General features: G+C 40.7%; 16 protein-coding genes and 1 tRNA gene. 3 read left to right on the top strand and 14 right to left on the bottom strand.

Features of this window, described 5'->3' with window-relative positions:
- The first annotated feature begins 215 nt into the window (after positions 1-215).
- Complete coding sequence (locus BP549_RS10695) at positions 216-1,442, top strand: MFS transporter (protein ID WP_292380474.1); 1,227 nt, start codon at positions 216-218, stop codon at positions 1,440-1,442.
- A gap of 410 nt (positions 1,443-1,852) precedes the next feature.
- On the opposite strand, the gene BP549_RS10690 is transcribed toward BP549_RS10695, so the two are convergent.
- On the bottom strand, positions 1,853-2,434 hold the full coding sequence (locus BP549_RS10690) for a hypothetical protein (protein ID WP_292376572.1): 582 nt from the start codon (positions 2,432-2,434) through the stop codon (positions 1,853-1,855).
- 263 nt (positions 2,435-2,697) lie between these two features.
- Between BP549_RS10690 and BP549_RS10685 the strand changes: the two genes are divergently transcribed.
- Positions 2,698-3,480, top strand: coding sequence for a hypothetical protein (locus BP549_RS10685; protein WP_292380472.1), 783 nt, complete (start codon positions 2,698-2,700; stop codon positions 3,478-3,480).
- Positions 3,481-3,793: 313 nt separating this feature from the next.
- Here the strand turns inward: BP549_RS10685 and BP549_RS10680 are convergent, their stop codons facing one another.
- From BP549_RS10680 to BP549_RS10635, 10 genes are all read right to left on the bottom strand, one after another.
- Positions 3,794-6,841 (bottom strand): FAD-binding and (Fe-S)-binding domain-containing protein, encoded by a 3,048-nt coding sequence (locus BP549_RS10680; RefSeq protein WP_292380469.1) that lies wholly within the window; start codon positions 6,839-6,841, stop codon positions 3,794-3,796.
- A gap of 216 nt (positions 6,842-7,057) precedes the next feature.
- Positions 7,058-7,675, bottom strand: coding sequence for a 4Fe-4S binding protein (locus BP549_RS10675; RefSeq protein WP_292376565.1), 618 nt, complete (start codon positions 7,673-7,675; stop codon positions 7,058-7,060).
- A gap of 6 nt (positions 7,676-7,681) precedes the next feature.
- Positions 7,682-8,041 carry a helix-turn-helix domain-containing protein gene (locus BP549_RS10670; protein WP_292376563.1) on the bottom strand — a complete coding sequence of 120 codons (360 nt, stop codon included), beginning with the start codon at positions 8,039-8,041 and terminating at the stop codon, positions 7,682-7,684.
- Positions 8,042-8,634: 593 nt separating this feature from the next.
- Positions 8,635-9,858, bottom strand: a complete 1,224-nt coding sequence (locus BP549_RS10665) for a SufB/SufD family protein (RefSeq protein ID WP_292380468.1) — start codon at positions 9,856-9,858, stop codon at positions 8,635-8,637.
- The gene (locus tag BP549_RS10660) at positions 9,840-10,583 is read right to left on the bottom strand and encodes an ABC transporter ATP-binding protein (protein ID WP_292376559.1); all 744 of its coding nucleotides are present in this window, start codon (positions 10,581-10,583) and stop codon (positions 9,840-9,842) included. Before BP549_RS10660 ends, BP549_RS10665 begins: the two co-directional genes overlap by 19 nt.
- Positions 10,584-10,920: 337 nt before the next feature.
- Entirely contained in the window at positions 10,921-11,583 is a 663-nt protein-coding gene (locus tag BP549_RS10655) for an MBL fold metallo-hydrolase (RefSeq protein WP_292376557.1), read from the bottom strand.
- A gap of 9 nt (positions 11,584-11,592) precedes the next feature.
- The gene (locus BP549_RS10650) at positions 11,593-12,564 is read right to left on the bottom strand and encodes a DUF128 domain-containing protein (protein ID WP_292376555.1); all 972 of its coding nucleotides are present in this window, start codon (positions 12,562-12,564) and stop codon (positions 11,593-11,595) included.
- Positions 12,565-13,029: 465 nt separating this feature from the next.
- A complete protein-coding gene (locus tag BP549_RS10645) occupies positions 13,030-13,524 on the bottom strand; it encodes a DUF5817 domain-containing protein (protein WP_292376554.1) in 495 nt (164 codons plus the stop codon).
- Positions 13,525-13,575: 51 nt separating this feature from the next.
- Positions 13,576-14,250: an undecaprenyl diphosphate synthase family protein gene (locus BP549_RS10640; protein WP_292380467.1), complete on the bottom strand. Its 675-nt coding sequence runs from the start codon at positions 14,248-14,250 to the stop codon at positions 13,576-13,578.
- A 136-nt stretch (positions 14,251-14,386) separates the two neighbouring features.
- Positions 14,387-15,571 carry a redox-regulated ATPase YchF gene (locus tag BP549_RS10635; protein ID WP_292380466.1) on the bottom strand — a complete coding sequence of 395 codons (1,185 nt, stop codon included), beginning with the start codon at positions 15,569-15,571 and terminating at the stop codon, positions 14,387-14,389.
- A gap of 173 nt (positions 15,572-15,744) precedes the next feature.
- On the opposite strand from BP549_RS10635, the gene BP549_RS10630 reads away from it, so the two are divergent.
- Positions 15,745-15,816: transfer RNA gene (locus BP549_RS10630), tRNA-Arg, on the top strand.
- A 930-nt stretch (positions 15,817-16,746) separates the two neighbouring features.
- On the opposite strand, the gene BP549_RS10625 is transcribed toward BP549_RS10630, so the two are convergent.
- The 3 genes from BP549_RS10625 to BP549_RS10615 all read right to left on the bottom strand — a co-directional run bounded on the left by BP549_RS10625 (position 16,747) and on the right by BP549_RS10615 (position 20,718).
- Positions 16,747-17,535, bottom strand: a complete 789-nt coding sequence (locus BP549_RS10625; protein ID WP_292380463.1) for a helix-turn-helix transcriptional regulator — start codon at positions 17,533-17,535, stop codon at positions 16,747-16,749.
- A gap of 334 nt (positions 17,536-17,869) precedes the next feature.
- A complete protein-coding gene (locus tag BP549_RS10620) occupies positions 17,870-18,655 on the bottom strand; it encodes a helix-turn-helix transcriptional regulator (protein WP_292376546.1) in 786 nt (261 codons plus the stop codon).
- Between the two features lie 137 nt (positions 18,656-18,792).
- Positions 18,793-20,718: a hydantoinase/oxoprolinase family protein gene (locus BP549_RS10615; protein ID WP_292380461.1), complete on the bottom strand. Its 1,926-nt coding sequence runs from the start codon at positions 20,716-20,718 to the stop codon at positions 18,793-18,795.
- Between the last annotated feature and the right edge of the window lie 150 nt (positions 20,719-20,868).

The following is a 20,868-nucleotide window of genomic DNA, read 5'->3' as shown; positions in this document are numbered from 1 at the left end:
TTCCTATCTCACTCCTTATGTTGGGATTTATGAACCTGGAGGACTACATCCATTATTGGGATGTATTGAAACACAATTTTATCGAACAAAAATTCGCATCGTTTTTCATTAATCTTTCATCTATGTAATTTTTCGCTCTCTGTTTGGGTCTGCCATCACGCTACCGTTTTGTAATCAATAATAATAAAAATAGTCGAAAAAGGAGCTAACATGTAATGTCTTTGCTTAAAATTCCGCCGATATTACATAACAGATCCTTAGTACTCTTATTAGCTGCCCGTATATCAACTGCAATTGCTTTTCAAATGTTAACCGTTGCTGTGGGGTGGCAAATTTACTCAATTACTCAAATGCCTATTTATCTAGGGCTTGTTGGATTAGTCCAGTTTTTGCCTATGGTTTTACTTACTCTTGTAGTCGGTTATTTAGCAGACCGCTATGATCGAAAGTTGATAATTTCTTCCAGTCAAATTGCAGAAAGTATAGGGATTTTCCTGCTTGCTTACGAAAGCTATGTTGGATCAATTACCGAAGAAGGAATTCTCATCACTATCTTTTTTGTAAGTACCGCCAATGCTTTTCAAGGGCCGTCAATGCAATCTTTGCTACCTAATATTGTCAGTAGGGAAGTTTTTCCGGAGGTAGCTGCTTTATCAGCATCTACAGCTCAGTTTGCATTCATTATAGGTCCAGCAATTGGAGGAATTCTTTATACGTTAAATCCCGAAGTTGTATATTCTGTAGCTGGTATGTTAACACTGGCAACAAGTGTGATTATTCTCTTTGTTTCAATAAGGATGGGATCTCAAAACTCTGAACCAGTAACCAGAAATTCGATATTCGGAGGAATAGCTTTCATTAGAAGCAAGCCTGCTATACTCGGGGCAATTTCCCTTGACCTTTTTGCAGTGTTATTTGGCGGTTCGACAGCGTTATTGCCTGTTTATGCCAGTGACATTTTAAAAATTGGACCTTTAGGTTTGGGATTACTGCGTTCAGCACCCGCCGTAGGTGCATTGATAATGTCTGCTTTTTTGGCAAAAAAGCCTCTAAAGAACAACGAAGGGCTTATAATGTTTATTGCAGTAATCTTTTTTGGGATTTTTACCATAATTTTCGCTGTATCAACTTCTTTTCTTATATCACTCGCATCACTTGTGCTGTTAGGAGCATCTGATGTGGTAAGCGTAGTCGTCCGTTTAACATTGATACAATTGGAAACTCCAGATAATATGAGAGGCAGAGTAAATGCCGTAAATTCAATGTTTATAGGTACATCTAATCAACTTGGTGAATTTGAATCAGGGTTAACTGCTTCCCTGTTTGGAGTCGTACCTGCTGTGTTACTTGGTGGAATTGGTTCAATAATCATTGCAGTTCTATGGATGAAGCTGTTTCCAGAGCTTTTGCACGCAACCGAACTGGGAAAATCAACTGACTAATGCTTTAGATTCTAAAATACGCTCACAAAAATAAGCTTTTAAATGAATTCATTGGTCAATGAAAAACCATTAACTTATGAATTTATGAGATAAATAATCTATCAAGGACTTATACGGAAAATATTTAATGTGATCTCATGTATTAATCGTTAGTGAAATCTTTTTTAGTAAATATTAGTGAGTAGTTTATTAGTAAGTTTTTCTCAATAATTCGTAGTCAAGACCAGTATTATCAGGCTTAATATCTACGAACCTTACTGGATTTTCGAACACCGCCAGTTACGAACTATAGGACTTACGCAGTTGGACTGAGAAATCAGTAGAATTAAACCCTCAACTGTCTAAAACATTGAACCAATCGCAACGCTGATTGTTCTTGATTTTGTAGTTCAAGTGCGTAAGTCATGGAACTATTTATCTTTAAACACCTTCATAAAAATCGTATTTTCGGAGATTTTACTCTCGACGTTGGCCCCATATGTTTTAAATAAACTTTCAAATGTTGTTAAATTTAATTTAGAATTATTAAGGCCCAGACTATGAGTTAGTGCCAGCAAATAGTAGTCACTGTTGTCTTTATAGTCTACCGTATCAAACATGTGTGATGTTCCAAAAACAATCGTTAGTCCATCTACAACTTCTTTTAGACTGCACTCGTTAAGAGGCTTCTGAAGAAAAAACTGTACTACACATTCAATGGGTTTATTTTTAGTCACATACTCATCAAATCGCTCAAGATTAACAGTTTCCATTAGTATTTTTAAAGCCCCTCTTTGGACACAACAAACCGAATTTATTGATTCACACGCCAGCCAGAATTTTTGTTCAGTAGTTAATTCCGGATACTGCTTTGAATTATTTTCCAGACATTCCAATGCTAGTTCCAGGACTTTTTGTTGCGTTTCAAATTTTTCAGCATGTTTTTTTAATAATTCCCAATGCCTCCCTGAAATGGTGGTGGCAATGCGGTGTCTTTTCATATTATAGCTCATGATTCTCCTCCTCTTATCTGCTCCACTTGTTTTTTAATGTACATGCTGAACATACGATACGCAGATAATCTATTTTTACATGTGTATTTTATGTTATGACAATAACAGCAAAAAATTGCTGTGAGATTTGCACAGTTAATGTAAATAATTTATAAAATAATTATAAAAATAAATGAAAAAATATTCCAAAAAACGGGAAAATGGTTACGTTTTAATCAACTGCGTAATTTTTAATTTGATAAAACCAATAAGGAGCGATTAAAATGTCAAGTTTGGATAGTACTGATTATAGCTTAACAATCAATCTGAGTAGTTCAAAGAGAGATCAGCTAGCAAATAACGGTTTTCATCTTTTTGCATTTCGAGGAGTAGACGTTAAAGGACAAAATGCACAACCAGTTATTTGGAAAAGATTAGATGATCTGTACGAGACAATACCAATTCCATTAACAGTTCGATATGGAGCTTTTATTGGCCCAGAAGACCAAACGTATATACCTGGTTCAACCAGTAGAGAAATTAATTTAGGTCAGGAAATGACTGTTGATGACAATACCCATGTTGAGATTATTGACGGTCCCAGTGCAGATGCTATATCAATCCATAATACAGGATCAAAAATACACACTGCTGGGATTAGTGAATTCGATTCGGCAAAAAATACGTTTAGTGCATTATGTGCTTCTATACTTATTCAACAGGCACTAGGTGAGTTTACTCCCACTCAAAAAATAGCAGTAATATTTGCCACAGCCTCCAAAGTGGTTGGATCGGTAATTGTAAGATCAATGGCCGATGGAATCTTGGTGGACTTAACACAAAAACATAATCGTACAATTCTCTATGATGACAATGGAGTGTGGAAACCTGATAGCAGTGACGGAACACAGGTTATTAAAGCTAATGATGTCCTTAAAGATTATTTAATCAACTCCCCGACATTTAATCAACCTGCCTTATTACCATATGAGTTAAAAATATCAAACCGGATAAACAATCTTGAAGATAGAGTTGAAATTATAGAAGCGTGCTTGAATAAACAATAAAACAGTAATATAGATTGCTTATTTTAAAAATTGATTTCTAAAATGTATTTTACTGGGGAACTCTATATGCATGTATATAATCTGTAATCTGTGATCTATGGAATTATTATAGCCCTTAGTTAATACATTCATTGGAAAGAAAACTAACGCTTAAAAATGAAACTAGAAAACTAATTAAACTACTTCAAGATTTATAAAAAGAATTTTAACGAGAGATCTCATGTACGAGCCTTTATCATATACTAATCGTTAGTGAGATCTCACGTACTAATTGTTAGTGAGTTTTCAGTTAGTGAATTTCATTTACTCATCATTAATGCGTCTTTATATACTCGATCATCCGTGGAGTCAGCAGAGGAATGAGCTCCGGAAGCATATTAGGCATCAAGTTCTCCATAGCTTTCGGCATAAGGTCCGGGAGCTGTTCCCTCATGTAATCGGGCATAGGAACTCTCCTTTCTACGGCTTTAAGCATGTCAGGCATGACTTTCGGCATAACCATCGGCATAAGCCGGGGCATCATAACCGGCATCATGGATTTCATCATGGCATCCATACCAGGCACGTACTTGACCATTTTCATCATTGTCTGAAGTGGGGCTGGCATCGCTGCCATCATCTGGGGCATGAGTTCAACCATCAGTTCGGTCATATTCTTAGGCTGCATGAGAGAGATCATCTTTTCAAAGGGAACCCATGATTCCAGGGTATAGGCAGTAGAGTCAGGGAGGTTGTACCCAAGACTTCTTGCCACCAGGGCGCCAAGATCTTGAACATCGATATTAAGATTATTTTCCTTTGCTGCCACACGGAACTGGAAAATACAGCACGGGCAAAGCGCTGCAACGATGTCGGCTTTAACATCAAGGGCTTCCTGGAGTCTCATATCTCCCAGCTTGTATGCAACAGGGGGCTCGGCAATAAGGCTTACAACCGAACCACAGCAGTGAGCTCTTTCCCGATTGTATTCAAGCTCCCTGAACTGAATTCCGGGAATCGATTTCAACAGTTCTCTGGGCGGCTCGTAGACTTTGCCCCCTGCCCTTCCAATGTGGCAGGAATCGTGCCAGGTTACCACTTTATCTAGCGGTTGCTTGAACTTAGGCTTCAGGACATCGAGACGATCCGCGAGCACTTCAGAGTAATGTTTTGCTTCAAGCCCATAGTCGATTCCCAGTTTTTTTGCCCATTGGGGATAGACCGTATGCCACATTAGCCAGCAGGCAGGGCAGGAAGTTATTACGGTTTTCACACCCTTCTTTTTCATGTTTGCGACATTCATTCTCATTGTCTTTTCAAAAACATCCCACCTTCCGGCAACAAGCATGGGAATTCCACAGCAGGATTCTTTGTCAAAGAGCCCTGTAAACTCCACTCCTGCATCATCAAGCATGCGGACAGCCCCTACAGCCACGTCATTTTCAACAAAGGACGCCGTACAGCCCGCAAAATAGGCATATTCGGCTTTATCCTTCATTTTTGCCCTGATGTCTTCCGGAATCCATTTATCCCGGTCTTTTCTGTAGTTTGCCCAGATATTCCGCTCTTTAAGGAGGCTTGCAGCCATGATCTCAAAGGGAGGGAAGGTCATCTTTTTCTCTTCTACAACCAACTTTTTGCGCATCGTCATCCAGGCATCTTCAATCGGCATATCCAGTTCACAGCGGGAGTCACACATCTGACAGGTGGTGCAGCCAAGGAAAGTATTTGTCTGCCTCTGGTCAAGTTTTTCCCGGCCTGCCAGGTACTCCTTGATAAAGAACCATTTTCCGCGAGGTGATTGGGATTCCCATCCCCTGCCGTAATACTGGTCGCATTCGCTCACACAGTACCCGCACTGGGAACAGGAATAGGCAAGTTCTGCCACTTCTGCCGGAATCTCTTTTTCGTCCTTGAAAGAAACCTCCCCAATTCCTGACATGTTTCCGGCTATCCTGCCAAAAGGTTCGAAGGCAGAACCCATTGATACAGCAGTATTCAGGAGTCCCTTTCCCTCCAGGGTTTCAGGGTTCATGATCCCATTGGGGTCGATTTCTTTTCTCAGGGCTTCGATTTCAGCAAGTCTGCCCCCAAAGACATTTTTCCTCTTTGAGGCGAAGAAAAGCCCTGAGGAATAAGCCCTTCCGCCGTTTTCTTCTGCGATCTTCAAAATGCTCAGGGAAAGAGCAAATGCTGTATTAAAGAGCACGGAGCGTTCCGAGTGGCGCATGAAACAGAGGAGAACCACATACCCATCATTTATAACCATGCCTTCGGTAAGCATAGGCAATTTGATTTTCTTTCCAATCTCTTCAAAAGCTCTGTCCATTTTCTCAAGTGGCACCAGGATCTCTGCAGGAATAAACGAAGGACCCAGCCGCTTTACTTTCATGGACTTGAACCATTCGTCGGTCTCATGTTTTGCAATTTCTTCAGGAAGGATTGTCCCGCCGGCACTTTCGATTGCTTCTTTCAGACCGGAAACGTCCCTGGAGGCAGGATACATGAAAGTCGAGACATAAGAAACCGGTAGTATAGGCCTGTCTTTATCCACGACTTCTCCATAATGGAGTTTTCTGGGCGCTTTATTCTTCATATCTGCCCATTCGGGGTTCAGGAAGGAAATTGACCAGAGAGGGATATTTTTTCTTTTTATACCTTCTATCGCTTTCTTCAGGGCTGAAGCACTCGGGAAACTGGCAGAAACAGCTTTTCTCTCTTCGAACTTCTGAACTTTCAGAGTTATCTCGGTGATAATGCCTATGGTTCCCATTGTCCCGATTAACTTTTTCAGTTCAGGGCCTGAAAACTCCCGAATTTCTCCTGTTGGAAGCACGACCCTAGCTTTTTCCATGCTCTCGTAGCCCCAGCCAAACTCATAGCTTCCGTAACCGGCTCCGCTCTGGGACAGCCAGCCTCCAACTGTTGAAGAAGGAGCGCTTGAAGGAATTGCTCTTACCGAAAGCCCTTTTTCTTTCAGTTTTCTCTCCAGTTTTTCCCAGATTATCCCGCTTTGCACAACCGCTTTTTGCCCTTCGGGATCGATACTTATGATCTTATTAAGTGGTGTAACATCGGCAACTATTCCTCCCTTTGTCGGAATTACCCCTCCGTAGCCTGATGAGGCTCCTGCGCGGGGTGTCACTGGGATTATATGCCGGTTTGCAAATTTAAGAAGCTTTACTGCGTCTTCTTCGGTACGAATTTTTACAACAGCTGCAGGGTCAGTATTTCCAATTACCTTTTTAACAAGCGGAGGTAAAGCTCCCATATCGTGGTTGTAATAGTGACGTTCGCGTTTGTCAATATTGACATATTCCCCAAAGAGTTCGGAGATTTCTTTTTCCTGAATTTCAGAAAGTTCTGATACGCAGCTTGTCATAATTTATTCTCCATTTTCTTTCTAATCCTTTTTCCTAATCCAGTATTGTAATTTGTAGATACTTTCCAGTATTCGCGTTCTGTTATGCTAAATTCAAACTCCGGAAGTGTTTTTTGGGTCCCCGATGTCTTACTATATGCTATAAAATAAAATATTTACTGCTGGGGCCGTTCCTAGTTTTTAAATGATATGAATTAAAACCTGATAAGTAAAATCTCAAAACTTCAGGGCATCTTTCGGACAGGCACTCACACAGCGTCCGCACTTAATACAATCAAGTTTTGTGTCGTCCTGGCGGATTTTGAGCTGCATTGGGCAGATCTTTTCGCATTTTTTGCAGTTAATACATTTTTCTTTTGTGAGTTTCAGAGGATACCTCTTTCCACCAATCAGGCGCTGAGCTGTTCCCATAGGACAGAAGGAGCACCAGGTTCTCGGGCTCAGGTAACTGCCCAAAAGGGTTGCGATTGCAGTTGTCACCAGACACATCATTACAAATACCATGCCTATTTTCTCGAAAGTATTAAGACTCCCGATAGTGTTTGCTATCCTGTATCCCATAAAGCCCATTAGCAGTAAGAAAATTGGCAGGCGGATCCATAGGGAACGCAGGGTGGCAGGTATCTTCTTTTTCCTTGAAATCTTACTGACCCAGAAATCAACAAAACTTCCCCTGGGACAGAGGTTTCCGCAGAACCATCGGCCTCTGAAAGGACTAATCAGGAAGATTGCTGCAAAAACCAGCAGCATGAAATACCCGAGTGCCGGATACCAGAGCCCTCCTATGGAAACGATAAGAACAAGAATCCCCAGGTAAGGCGTTATTTTAAGCAAATTAGATCATCCTCCATTATCCCATTTATCAAGTTCCTGTCCGAGCCGGTCAGCCCAGGAATTCACCACACTCATTATAATATTTTTTATTTTAGCCCTTGAGTTGACCTTATACTTGAAAACATAGCCTCCTCCGTCCAGGTTCTGCTGCAACCTTTGCAAAATTTCTTTTTCATGCAGTTTTTTGACGGAGCGCTGGATTGTGGATATATCTAGCTTCAGAGCTTTTGAAAGGTAATCCGTATCAACCCACTGGTCTTTCTCATTTAAGAAATACTTCAAAACATTGAGGTCTGCCTTTGTAAGGTTAAGGGCACACTTGATCACATCTTCGATTTTGAACTCTTTACATGCAAAGTCTATCATTACCATCCCTCTAGAGTATTACAGTACTGTAATATTCTTACCGCAGTATTATATATACGATACCAAGTACTGTACACTCCAGCCAAAAATAGGAAGTACTGCATTTTTTAATGGCATCCTCTAACCCTACCTACATGCATGCAGAAGAATAAATATTCCAAACGGAAATTAAAAGGAGAGAACAAGTAAAGTCTCTTTGTTGTAACTTAAAAATGCGATATTTATCTGACAGCTTTTATATATGATTTTTATGGTCTGTACGGAAATATTTTTATACTTCCTTTTTAATCTGCAAATTGCGGTTTAATGAGCAGCCTTAAACTTTAAGGCTTTCTTTTCACAGGAAAACCTATTCTCTTTGCATTTAGCTCATTAAAATCCACAAACACTCCACAAAAGCCGGCAGGTTTCTCCTTTTCCCTGCCGGATTCACACACCCTTTTCTTAGACTACCTTTATTCGGAGAAGCTGTATCCAGCTTCGGTTTTTTTCTGTTCCTCCCATTTCCCCTTAAGCCAAATTATTTTTCAAGCCTTTTTATCTTGAATTGTATTATTTTTATTATATTCATTTTTAATTGTGTTTGTTTTGGATTACATTCCAAAGGCAGTCTGTGTAATTGTATTCTCTATTTCGTTTCTTAGCTCCTCTGGAATTCCCCTTATTCCTACATCCAGGAATCCGCGCACAATCATACCTACAGCCTCATCTTCGGTAAGGCCTCTGGCCATCAGGTATTCCACCTGGTCTTTAGCAATTTTTCCCACAGCGGCTTCATGAGTAAGTTCGACGTCATCTACGTTTGCTTCAAGGATAGGGATTGCAAGCTGGCTTCCTTTGTCGGTAAGAACAAGCCCTTTGCATTCAAGATGCCCTTTTGCTCCCTTTGCATTGCCTATCATTTCTCCTCTTGCAATTATTCTTCCACCGATTGTGATTGTCCTCGATATAAGTTCGGCCTTCGTGCCAGGTGCATTGAAAATTGCCCTACTTCCTAGATCCAGCTCAGAGCCTGAATGGGCAATAGCTATAGTATTTAGCCTTGTCACTGCTCCTTCTCCTTCAAGTTTTACAGTCGGATAAGTTTGGACCGAACGAACAGGTTTCAGGCAAATGTAGTTGCTTACGTAAGTTCCACCTTCTTCCACGCGAACAACTGTTCTCGGGCGAACTCCGATCTGCTCGGCCCAGTTGTGGATCATTGTAAAATTCAGGGTGGCGCCTTTTTTTACGTACATCTCGGAGATTCCCAGATGCAGTCCTTCTTCCACTCCTTTTTTGGAGGTACAGCCTGTGATAATATCAAGGCTGGCGCCTTCTTCGACGATTATGATATTATGTACGGTCTGGTACACCTTTTTACTATTCAGCATAAGGCAGGTCTGAACAGGCATTGAGGATTTCTTACCTGCAGGTACCCGGACAAAGTACCCATCCGCATTTTCAAGGTAGGTTTTTGCTGTGTATTTGTCGGTATCAACAGATACAAGCTTCCAGGAGTATTCTTTAAGCCATTCGTATTTTCCCAGGGCTTTCTGGGTGGACATAAGTTCTACGTTTTTATCTTTCAGGGAAGAGTGGGAAACTGCATTGTCAAGTACCAGCAGACTGCCGGATCGGCCCTCTTCGCTAGGTACTACTCCTACCTGAAGCAGGGTTCTTTTGCTTTCCTCATCAAGGGTCTCGAGATCTTCTATAGGTTTGCTAATCTTGGAACCTTCCTCAAACTTCCCCAGCTCAAAATCCTCCCCGAAGGCTGCCTTCTTCTCGGCCGCGCTTTCAGCCCGACTTTTCAGGTTCACTTCATCAGTCTGCATTTTATACACTCCTCATATCCTCTGTTCTTTATTTCTTCCAGCATCTTCAAGGGGTTTCCTGAGCACATGATCGTTCCATTACAAAGGATGTATCCTCTATCTGCCTTTACATAATCCAGAATTTGGCCTGTGTGGGTAATTATAAGGGCAGATTTACCTTTCTCACAGCTTTCGCCAGGGCAGTTCACTCCTTCTTCAAGCAGTCCCTTTATTGTCATTCCTACCTGTTCTATGCTTACAAGGTCAACTCCAGATTCAGGCTCATCAAGCAGGTAAAGACTCGGGTTCTGGGCTGCAAGCTGCAGAAGCTCTGAACGTTTGATTTCTCCTCCAGAAAAACCCACATTCACATCCCTGTCCATAAAACGTGTCATATCAAGATTCTCGGCAAGAACCTCTGGATTTTTCTTTCCTTTTGATAACACTTTTATAAGATCTTTCAGTTTAATCCCGGACATATCTGGAGGGCGTTGCATCATAATTCCCAATCCACGGCGGGCTCTCTCATCCACAGACAGGCCGGTAATATCTTCCCCATTAAATAGAATCCTGCCTTTTACAACTCTGTATTCACTAAAGCCCATAATCGTCCTCATCAGAGCTGACTTCCCGGCTCCGTTTGGCCCAAAAAGTACATTAGTATACCCTTTTTGGACTTCGAGGTTCACGTCATGAAGCAAAGTTTTTCCGTTGACCTCTACAGTCAGATCTTCTATTTTGAGCATCAATATTTTCTCCCTTTATTTCATTTTTGATATGGGTTCCCCTCTATTTTTTACCTTTTCTAAAAAAATAATAATTGAAAGTGTATTTATTCAAGTGCGTCTTATATGGCGGGAAAAGTCAAAAGCCGAAAAATCCCGGTACCTAATTTCCGTTATTTGCCACCGATCTTTTATTCTTTTAAGAAGACATTCTATTTCTAATTATACCTTCTCTGTAAATTTTATCTTTTCTTTAAAATTAAGGCGTTAAAATACAAAACTTTTTAGATTACTTCAAATACACGATTATATACAAAATCTCTAAAATAGAAGTTTTTTAATTATTTAGATTATCAATTTATTTCAGCTCTAGGCGCAGACCTACTTCGATTTCTATGAATTTCGTTGGAAAAATCTGTTTTATTCTTTCTCTGTGAGTGGTACAATGCCCTGCTGCTATAAGTTCCATCCTTCTGAGCCTTTCAAATTCCTCGTTATCGTGAAGTCCTCCGATAATTCCCTTTACTTTCCCGTAACGGCTGACAGTATCAAGTATTTCGGCAAGCCCGGGGTGAGCACAGCCTGTAAGCACATAACATCCATTTCCCGTATCCAGAACAAGTGCCTGTTCTTTTACCTTGTCTCCGAGTTCCCCTGTACTATTGATACCCTGAGAGATTTCTATAGGCTCTTTTATTTCAATAAGACTCGCCCTTTTCTCAATTTCTTTTTTCAGATTCTCCGAAAGAGACGCAGGGACATAGACTTCAAGCCCTGGATTTACCTGAAGAACCTCGGGAAGGCCTCCTATGTGGTCCCAGTGCTGGTGAGATATGATTAATTTTCTGATGTTCACCGGGTCAATGTTGAGACTTTTCATATGCCTCAGAAGGAGAGGTCCATCCCATCCGGTGTCAAAAAGAAGGGTTTCACTACTGGTTTCAATAAGAGCTGCAAAACCCCAGCTTTCTGTGAAACCCTGGCTGGCTTTGTTGTCATAAATGACAGTAAGCCTGAACATCGGATTTCCTCAGATTTCTGTCATGGTTTTATATTCCATAACAGCAGAGACAGGATTCGTTTTGATTTCAATTCCAGTCTCTTCAAGGGCGCAGATGCCGTTAATACCTCCTACGATTGCAATTCCGAACTTCCCGGTTTCAACAGGTGCTCCAAGTAAGGTTTCATCAATCTCTCCAGGAGGGAAATACCCTGCAAGCCCTGCTTTTTCTACCGTTTTAAGAACTTCTCTGGCCCTCTCATAAGCCGAGGAATTAATCTGCCGCATATTGGCAAGGATTCTACCTTCTCCTTTTTCAAGCACTTCAAGGACAGAAGTGGTCTTCCTGCTCATGAAAATCTGTATGGGATCGATTGATGTCCCACTGTAGGAAATTAAATCTAAAAACCGTGCAGGTTTTCGATCTTCTATCTTAAGAATTCCGCCGTAGGCAGGTTCCACAGGGATGCCTGCTTTGAGAAGGAGCCCATCGAAAGCAACGCTACATACCGTAGCTATTCCTATTTTTCCAGGAGGCAGGGAAACAAGCTCCTCATCTTCTTCAATAATTCTTACTCTGGGGCTTATCATATACCCTTCGTGTGCGGTATATGAGACCACATCAATTACAGTCTCTAAATCGTCCTTATCAAAATATGAAATATTTACGGGTACTACTCCTTCATTGGTTTCAGGATTATATGTGGTTCTGAAAGCCATTTCTTCTATCCGGGATATTACAAAGCCAAAACGGTCCGCGATGAGGGCGTCGCTCATCTCCTTTTCTCCGAGCTCTGTAAGTGTACGACCTGCATACCCATGTTTATGTGTAAACCCTCTCTCATCTAGGATCCTTAGATGGTAGCGGACAGCCCGCTCTCCTATGTCATAGCCTCGGTTATTAAGTTCATCAGCTATTGCCCGAGCACCTATAGGCTTGTCACTTTCGTGAATCACCCTCATAATTTCAATGAGTTTTCGCTCAATTTGTGGATCCATCATATTTAACACCGTTATACCTTATGATCAAAATGAATTGCTCGTGATCGCGACAAAAGTTTAATAACTTTTAAATACTCTTTGAGTAAAACTTATGTCTTTCAGCTTGCCCAAAACGGATTCAATTCTTATTTAATTCAATTATAGTAAATCTTTTCGTAGTTAATATATTTTTGTCTCCCAAGTTCCATCACCCGAGTCCCTTATCGGGAGGAAGGTCCTTCGCTCAGAAAGGCTAATTTATGGGTAAGAGAAACCGTTTCAATTTGTTAAGGAAAGATGACTTTGGATTACGAGCATTATTTCGCTTTCTCAGAAGGGCAAATTTATAAATGATATTCTCTGAGCTTTTTTCTGGAGATTTAACCTGGATTAGTTTTTCCTTGCCGGCTATGGGTATGGAATTCTGATTAGTTACTTACTGATTATGTGCCAGGCTTGGGTTGGGATTATATAATAAATTATGTTTCATACAATTTTTATAATCCCAGATTGGGGAGAGTAAAGTTCTCCTGTTTCCAGGAGGGTTTTGAGAATTTTTTTGAATTTTTCTTGAGTTATTCCTTTTTCGAGAGCTTTCTGTTGAAGTTCTTCTTTTTCTATTTTTCCATCAGCAGTTTTCAGAATTTCAAGGATAGCTAATTTTGGGTCTTTTTTTGGGGGGCTGGGGCTGGGGTTGGAAGGGCTTCTTTCTGGAAATTTAAATTCTTTTGCTGGGCTCTCGGTTTTGGGGGTTTCGGATTGAGACTCTTTTGGGAGCGAAGTCAGTGAAAAGGTTTCGTTACCTTTTCCGGAGATTTCAGCTTGCAGGCGAGTCCGAAAAAGCACTGCGTCTTCGAGATCCTCTGATGAATGGAATACTCTCAATTTTCTAGTTTGCAGGAGAGCGCCGCAATGCTGGCATTTCAGGGTATTTTTTCCGGTTTCTGTGATCTGGGCATGCTGTCGACATTTCGGGCACACGATAACTGCATATCGGAGATTTTTGCGTTCTTGTCCGAATTCCAGTTCACCTCACCTTCCGTATCTTCTCTTTCTTTTCTGAAAATCCCTAATAGCTCTCATCAAGTCAACCTTTCGTACATCTTTCCAGTTGACATCTGTAAAATAAAGTTCAGAATACACGGACTGCCACACCAGGAAGTCCGAAAGCTTCTGCCCTCCCGAGCGGATCATGATATCAGGCTCATGATTAACAAGGAGATGGGATTCGAGCATTTTTTCGTCCACCTCTTCAGGCTTGACAGTTCCTGCTTTAACCTCGTCAAGGATAGTCAGTACAGCCCTCGTAATCTCATCTCTTCCTCCAAATCCCAGTGATACATAAACAAAGAAATCCTTTCCAGGGACAGTGCTATTTACCTCTCCGTCAACACCGTGAATTCTATAACCCGTACTGGCAGGAAGGTTAGAAAAGCTCTTTTCCAACCTGGCTTTGAGCGTTGATGCGATTTCAGCTTTTAAAGCCGGATCAGTTTTCAGGATATCTACATAGACACTCACAATCTCTACTCTGGATTTCCTAAAAAGGTAGAGTGCGGTTATGAGCCTCTCCATTCCTTTAGGGTCAAAGAGGTCAGTCTCCTTGAGTATGATTGCTACATGCCTGGGAATATTTGAAGATTCTCTGGCTATTTGCCAGGTCAGGTACTTCTCATAGACCGGATATGCAAAAGAAAGTAAATCCATCTGGTAGATATCCTCCCTGACAAGCTAAAGCAATCCACTATTTCATCTTTTCCGTTGTTCATCGCAACTTCATAGTTCTTTCCAGGTCTGTTCCTGATGATAGTTTTCTCGATTTTATCGGGTTATTATTGGGTATTTACTTTGCAGTGGATACGATCTTGATTACATCCCCATTTTGCATTTCATGCTTTTCCCCAAGCCTGAGCCTTGTCCTTGCGTCTACCGCATACAAAAATCGGTCCCCTATTTCAGTGTGAATCTGATAAGCAAGGTCATGGCAGGTAGAGCCTCTTTTCATAAGATACGCATCAGGAAGCATATTCCCGCTTTTATCGGACCATTTTCCTTCGTCTTCTACGGGATATACAACAATAAGATCCAGAAGCTCGAAGACAGTCCTGTTTATACACTCTTGGACACCTGTACTTCCAAGCCTCTCGATCACTTTCTGAATAGCTTCGAGACCTTTTTTCTGGGCTTTTGTAAGGTCCCCTCCAAGAATTTCAAACTTTCCTTCTCCGGGACTGTACTTGATAAGCCCGTTCTTTGCTGCAGACTTAAGTGCAAGTTCGGCTGCTGCACTTGCAGGCACTACTATTCTATCAAGATCTCTAAGCTTATCCAAGTTTTCTCTTGGGGCGATGTCGGCTTTATTTGCGGCGATAAGCAGAGGCTTGCTGATCTCTCTCATTGCGTCGCAGAGCCGGATCATATCCTCTTCACTCCATTTAACATGGTCCAGCCTTGCAAGCCCTGTTTCCATCAAAGCTGCATTTACATGGGACTCTCTTATTCCTGCTCCGGCAAGCTGTTCTGCAATTACGACTTCGAGCTTGAGTCCTTCGGCCTGGATTTTTCTAGCAAGCTTGAACCAATTTCTTTCCAGAATTCCATAGAGCCACATCGTAATCTCCCTGTTCAGGAAAGCTACATCATCAAGAGGGTCGTGATCTCCTATATCTACAGGGTTGCCCTCGGCGTCAGTCCCACCTGAGGCATCTACTACATGAATTATTGCCTGAGCCTGCCTGAGCTCATCCAGAAAAGTATTCCCAAGTCCCCTTCCTTTGTACGCATCAGGGACAAGTCCGGCAACGTCAATTATATCAATTGGGACGAGCCTGACACCATCCACACATTTCCCGCATCTCTTTTCCTTCTCTTTGCAGGGGCATTCGACCCGCACATAAGTAACTCCATGATTTGCATTGATAGTTGTAAAAGGATAATTTGCAATTTCAACGTCTGCAAGTGTAGCAGCTTTGAAAAAAGTGGATTTCCCCGCATTGGGTTTTCCTGCAAGTCCTATAGTCATCGACATAAATTATAAAAACGAACTTGTTGCATTTAATCTTTATTGATAGTGATGTCGGAGAAGCAGGATTTTTTTCTCAACTTTCAGGCCAAGGTCAAAACTGCAAATCAGGGGTTGAGCCGTCGCTTCAGGAATAAAGTTTATATCCTTGAATGTGCTTATGAGTGTTGCTCGCTTGTGTCCCGATAGGGTAGTGGATATCCTTGAGGCCTGCGGAGCCTTAGACCTGAGTTCAAGTCTCAGTCGGGACGTAAATCTTATCTTTATCTTATTTTTTCAATAAATTTTCGTTTTACTTTTGCTTGATTTTTATTTTGCTTCTATTACTTTTTACATTTCGGTTTCACTTTCCATCTATCTTCCTCAATTTTCCTTCTTTTTTCTCACCGCTTTCTTCTTTTTCTCTTCTTTTTTCCCTCACATGCTTCTTCCGTCCTTTTTTCTATCTTTCCTATCTATTATTGCTTCTTTTTTTGTTTCTTTTTTCCAAGATATTCTTTTTACTTTACTCTTATTCCGGTTCCTCAATATCAAAAAGGTAATGAATATGATCTAAACTTTCTAGTATCTAAGTAAAAAGAGAGGTATTTATTAAAAGGAAAATTCTGATGTTACTTGTGATATGGTATTGATATTCTTATAGCCGCAGGTTGTGCTGAAGACAATGAGCCTGCACCTGACGATTCTATTCTTCAATGCCGGAAGCAAGGGCGACAATACAGCCGGAAGATGACACGTCTTCAAAATTAGAGAATTCTACATTGTCCGTCTTGAGAATTACGGAGCAGTCAGACCTCCGGAACTGTATATCTCAAAAGATGATGCCGTTTCCTGGTGGAGCAACAAAAGACAGGGTAATTACATTCTTGTTAGTGAAGATGGGCTATTTCTGGATGAAAAACTTTCATACAAAGTGCCTTTCACGCACATTTTTAATGAAGCTGGAATTTACCGCTTTGTTGTCCAAGGTTTTCCTGAAATGAACGCCACGATCAAGGTAAAATGAAACTTCTGCTTTCTTGACCTATACTTTCTTGCCTTACATTCTGTACTGAATTTTCTGTCCAGAAAGAAGTCAATTTTATGCTCGGAAGAAGAGCGGCACTTGCCTCTAAATCGAGCTTTTTTCTCTTTATTCAAAACTGGCTGACGGTTTGGGTTTAGGGACTCGGAAGCGATTTTCAGACTTTAGTAATAGGTCTTGCTATACCTTTGTAGTGATCGAAAAGTTCTTTTCCCCATTTAAGTGCGCTTTCATCAAAACTTACCAGGTTATGATTGTAGTAAATCCCACTGTTGCAAAAAAGAGAAAGTGCCATGAACTTTTCCGTGACGATGCTTGAAGCAATCTTCATATTATTATTGTTGCAGACATACAGTTTGGTATGTCTCAAGTTCAGGAAATGCTCAAGTTCCTTTTTATAGTCGTTGAGCATTCTGTCATAAACGTATTCCGTAAATACCAATGTTATATCCGTACCTTTTGCGGCAAGCTCTATGCACAGGGATGGATATATAGGCAGGAAAAAGGAGGATGAAATCCTAACTTTTTCTGATTCTGAAAGATGCTCTACAACTTCTTTAGGATATTCAAATACATGATTCCGGTCCGGATTTACTTCGATGTAGTTTCCGAGCTTTCCTATATCGTCCAGAAATTCAGGAGGAATTGATGTCATATCCTGGTTTATCCAGTAATCGTGGTTTTTATCGAAAACGCTAAATGTTTCAAGGATTGTCTTCATCTTCGGGACTAGAATCTCTCCGATACTGGAAAGTTTATAGAGCCTGTTACTCTCAACAACAAGATCCTGCTTCATCAATATCTTTATCTGGGTCATTATCGGGCTTGAGCGGACATCAAGTGTACTTTTAATCTCTTCAATGTTCTTGGGTCCGTCCAGAAGCAACAAAAGTAGATTTTTCCTTTTTTCTGAAAGAAAGAGAACATCCAATAATGATGACTCCATCTAATTCCCTCTCTTAGGTCTCATCCTATTATATCTTACATTGTATATCTCTATACCAGAAGACTCTGAGCTTCCTGTGCCTTTATCCCTTGCCATTGTAGTTTATGATTAGACAAAGGCTCCTTGGAATCTACACCGGGGATATAAAGAAAACTACCCTTTTTTATCATCAGAGTATTACTGCTAAATGTTATAATTACTTTTCATTACGCTTTTATATACATCATAACAATTTCCAAACAGTAGTTCTTTCAAAACGTTTCTTTCTTGATTTTTAAGTACTATCATTGCCCTTGTAATTAGCTGAGGTTTATCTAGATCTGTATTTTTTCATTCATATCTTATTTACCAGTCTGGAAAGCCTCTTGAAATAATCGAACAGCTCCTGACCCCATAAAAGGGCGCTAGGTTCAGAGCTAATAATGAATTGCTGGTCGAATTTTCCTTTTTTATCAAAAAGACCCAGCATCATTGTCTTATCAGTTACAGTAACCTCAGTAAGCTTTATTCCTTCTTTGGAAACATACAGACTTACATTATCCATGCCCATTAATTCATTTATCATATTTGAGTGTTCGTTTGATAAATGATCCCAGACAGACTGAGTAAAATTCAGACAAAGTTCGGCATCTTTTCTACCAAGCTCAACGTAAAGGGAGAGATAGGCAGGGTTGAAATATGAAGCAAAGGTCGAAGCATGCTTTGCATTGGCCATGCTGTCAATTATTTCTTGGGAAGGTTCATAGATATGATTCAGGTCGGGCTCTATAAAGGTGCAATCTCCCAGCTCGGCTATACGCTCCAGCAGGTGACGCGGGATTGCATTAAGGTCGTGACCTGTCCAGTAAGAGTTGTTTTTCTCCACTACCTCAAGAGCACTTATTAGGGGTTTTATCTTCTTGATTATGAACTCTCCCAAGACTGTAAGTTTATACATCTTATCTTCTTGGACAATAAGATCTTGATCTATCAATTTCTTTATCTGGGGAAGGATTGAGGTGGCTGTAACATCAAGTGTATTCTTAATATCATCAATATTTTTTGAGCCACTATCCAGCAATATAAGAAGGTTTTTTCTCTTATCAGAGCGGAAAACAAGATCGATAAGTGAAGAATCCATTTTCTTTTACTTCCTGTTATTCAGTAGCTTTAGCCGGTCCTCCTTTCCGACAGGCTGGCTCATTGGCTGTTCATCTCTATATTGAGCATTTTTTCGGCTTTTTTAATTAACTTTATTGTAAACAATATTATTTTTAATTAATTAAAAATACCGGGGATACAGGTTCCTACAAAAATGATTTTTGTTTCCATTGGCGTATGTTTCCAGCCAGGTGGAGAAAGGTATTCCATACTTGTGTTTACTTTTATTGAGCCTTCCGGAAGTCCAAAATCTTTCATTGAATTCAGAATAAATTCTTCACCAGTTTTATGGGAGTACTCTACTGCCATTCCATATTGCTCAAACTTTTTCCTTCCTGTAGGAGTAAATACCAGAAAATTCTCGTCTGGATTTTCCATTGAGGACGGCCTGATAATTATCTCAATTCTTTTAATTCCTTTTCCTACGAGGGCTCCAACTGCATTTCCTACCTGGGCCTGTTCAGGAACTATAATCTCTGCATCAATGAGGGCCTTGATCTCTTCATAGTAAGCTTTTACAGGACCTCCTATCAAGACTATAGGAATATTTAATTTGTACTGGACAGGAATTTCTCCTTCCAGCATTTTCTTTATTCCTTCTTTGCCCTTGCCTTCCATGATAAAGGACATCAGGATATAAACCATATTTTTTGCAACTTGATGCTTTATTTTTCTGCAAAAAGCATGAACTCCCATTTGAGTAAAACGCGAAAGCTTTTTGGCCCCGATTGTTGAAGCTTCTACATCCCATTCGTTATATTCCCCTAGCACATGAAGGGCATCAGTTGGTGTGAAGCCTATAGCTTGGATTGCACGCTGCTGAATCAGTGAATCAAGGACTGCTGGAGAAGGGAATCGCTTCATTTTATTTAATATTTCGTGGATAGAAAGAGGTTCGTCTTTTATAACATCAAGTAATTTTTTCTCGCTTTCTGTGAGATTAAGAGGCTCTGCTCCAGTCCTGATAAAAAATTTAGTGGGCTGAATATGCTCACTGAGCATGGTTCTCAAGGGCACGGGATTCTTTTCCAGTTTTTCCTTAAAGTTGGGGTATTGTACAGCAGCAACGCAAAGGGGCATAACTCTCCTCGGACCTATTCTGACGCATTTCTTGAACCACACATGGCTATCTCCCCCATTTGCCGAAGTCTCCATTCTTATTGCTTTTACGCGAGTTTGCCAGCCTCCGACAACTGCTCCTTTCTCACAAAGTTCAGGGACTCCATTTTTAATCATGGAGACATCTGTACTTGTTCCTCCTACATCAATTACGGCACATGTGTCCAGTCCTGAGAGATGAGATGCTCCCTTAATACTTGCAGCAGGGCCTGAGAATATGGTTTCAATGGGGCGCAGTTTTGCACCCTTTATATCTATAACCGAGCCGTCACACTTCAGCATAAGGACTTTCGCATCAAGGTTTCTTTCCTTTATTTCGGCTGTGATGGAATGGATAAACTGATAGGTTATAGGAATTAGCTGGGCATTTAAGACAGCTGTGGATGCCCGCTCGTAAGCTCCAAGTTCCTGAGAAAGTTCATATCCACAAACCACAGGATGCCCTGTCAGTTTAAGGATTACCTCCTTTACTTTAAGCTCATGTTCCGGATTTCTTGTGCTGAAGTATGAAGACACAGCAAATGCAGAGACTTTCTTTTTGAGGCTTACTGCAAACTGTTCTACGGCAGCAAGATCCAGAGGCTCAAGCTCATCTCCATTGCTATCATGTCCTCCTCTTACAGTAATACAGTAATCTGCCGGGAGTTCCCTTGGGACTGTATAATCTCCTACTAGGATCAGGCCAACAGGATATCCTGTTTTTTCTAAAATCGTATTTGTAGACAGGGTTGTGGAAACTGATACTAGTTTTACTTTGCTGAGGTACTCCGGATTTAGTTTATCAATTGCATTTCGAATTCCGATCATAAGGTCCGGATAGGTAGTAATTGCCTTACTGGAATCAAGTATCCGGCTGTCCGAATCTCTTAAAATTACAGTATCGGTGTAGGTTCCGCCTGCGTCAATACCCAGACTATATTGCATGTAAAAACAGCCCCATTTTTTCTTTATAATACATAATTCATGTCCTTTTTTAGCTGTATACCATCCTTTTTATCCGGATTCGTAAAATTATTTCTCAAGGCATATCCTTGTTTATAATATCCGGCTGTTGATATCCTGATTATTTTTATC

Origin of the sequence: Methanosarcina sp. UBA289, assembly GCA_002496565.1 — an archaeon.
In the GTDB taxonomy this organism is placed as follows: domain Archaea; phylum Halobacteriota; class Methanosarcinia; order Methanosarcinales; family Methanosarcinaceae; genus Methanosarcina.
The sequence above is the reverse complement of the archived record's forward strand: the minus strand, read 5'-3'. Positions and strand labels throughout refer to the sequence as shown.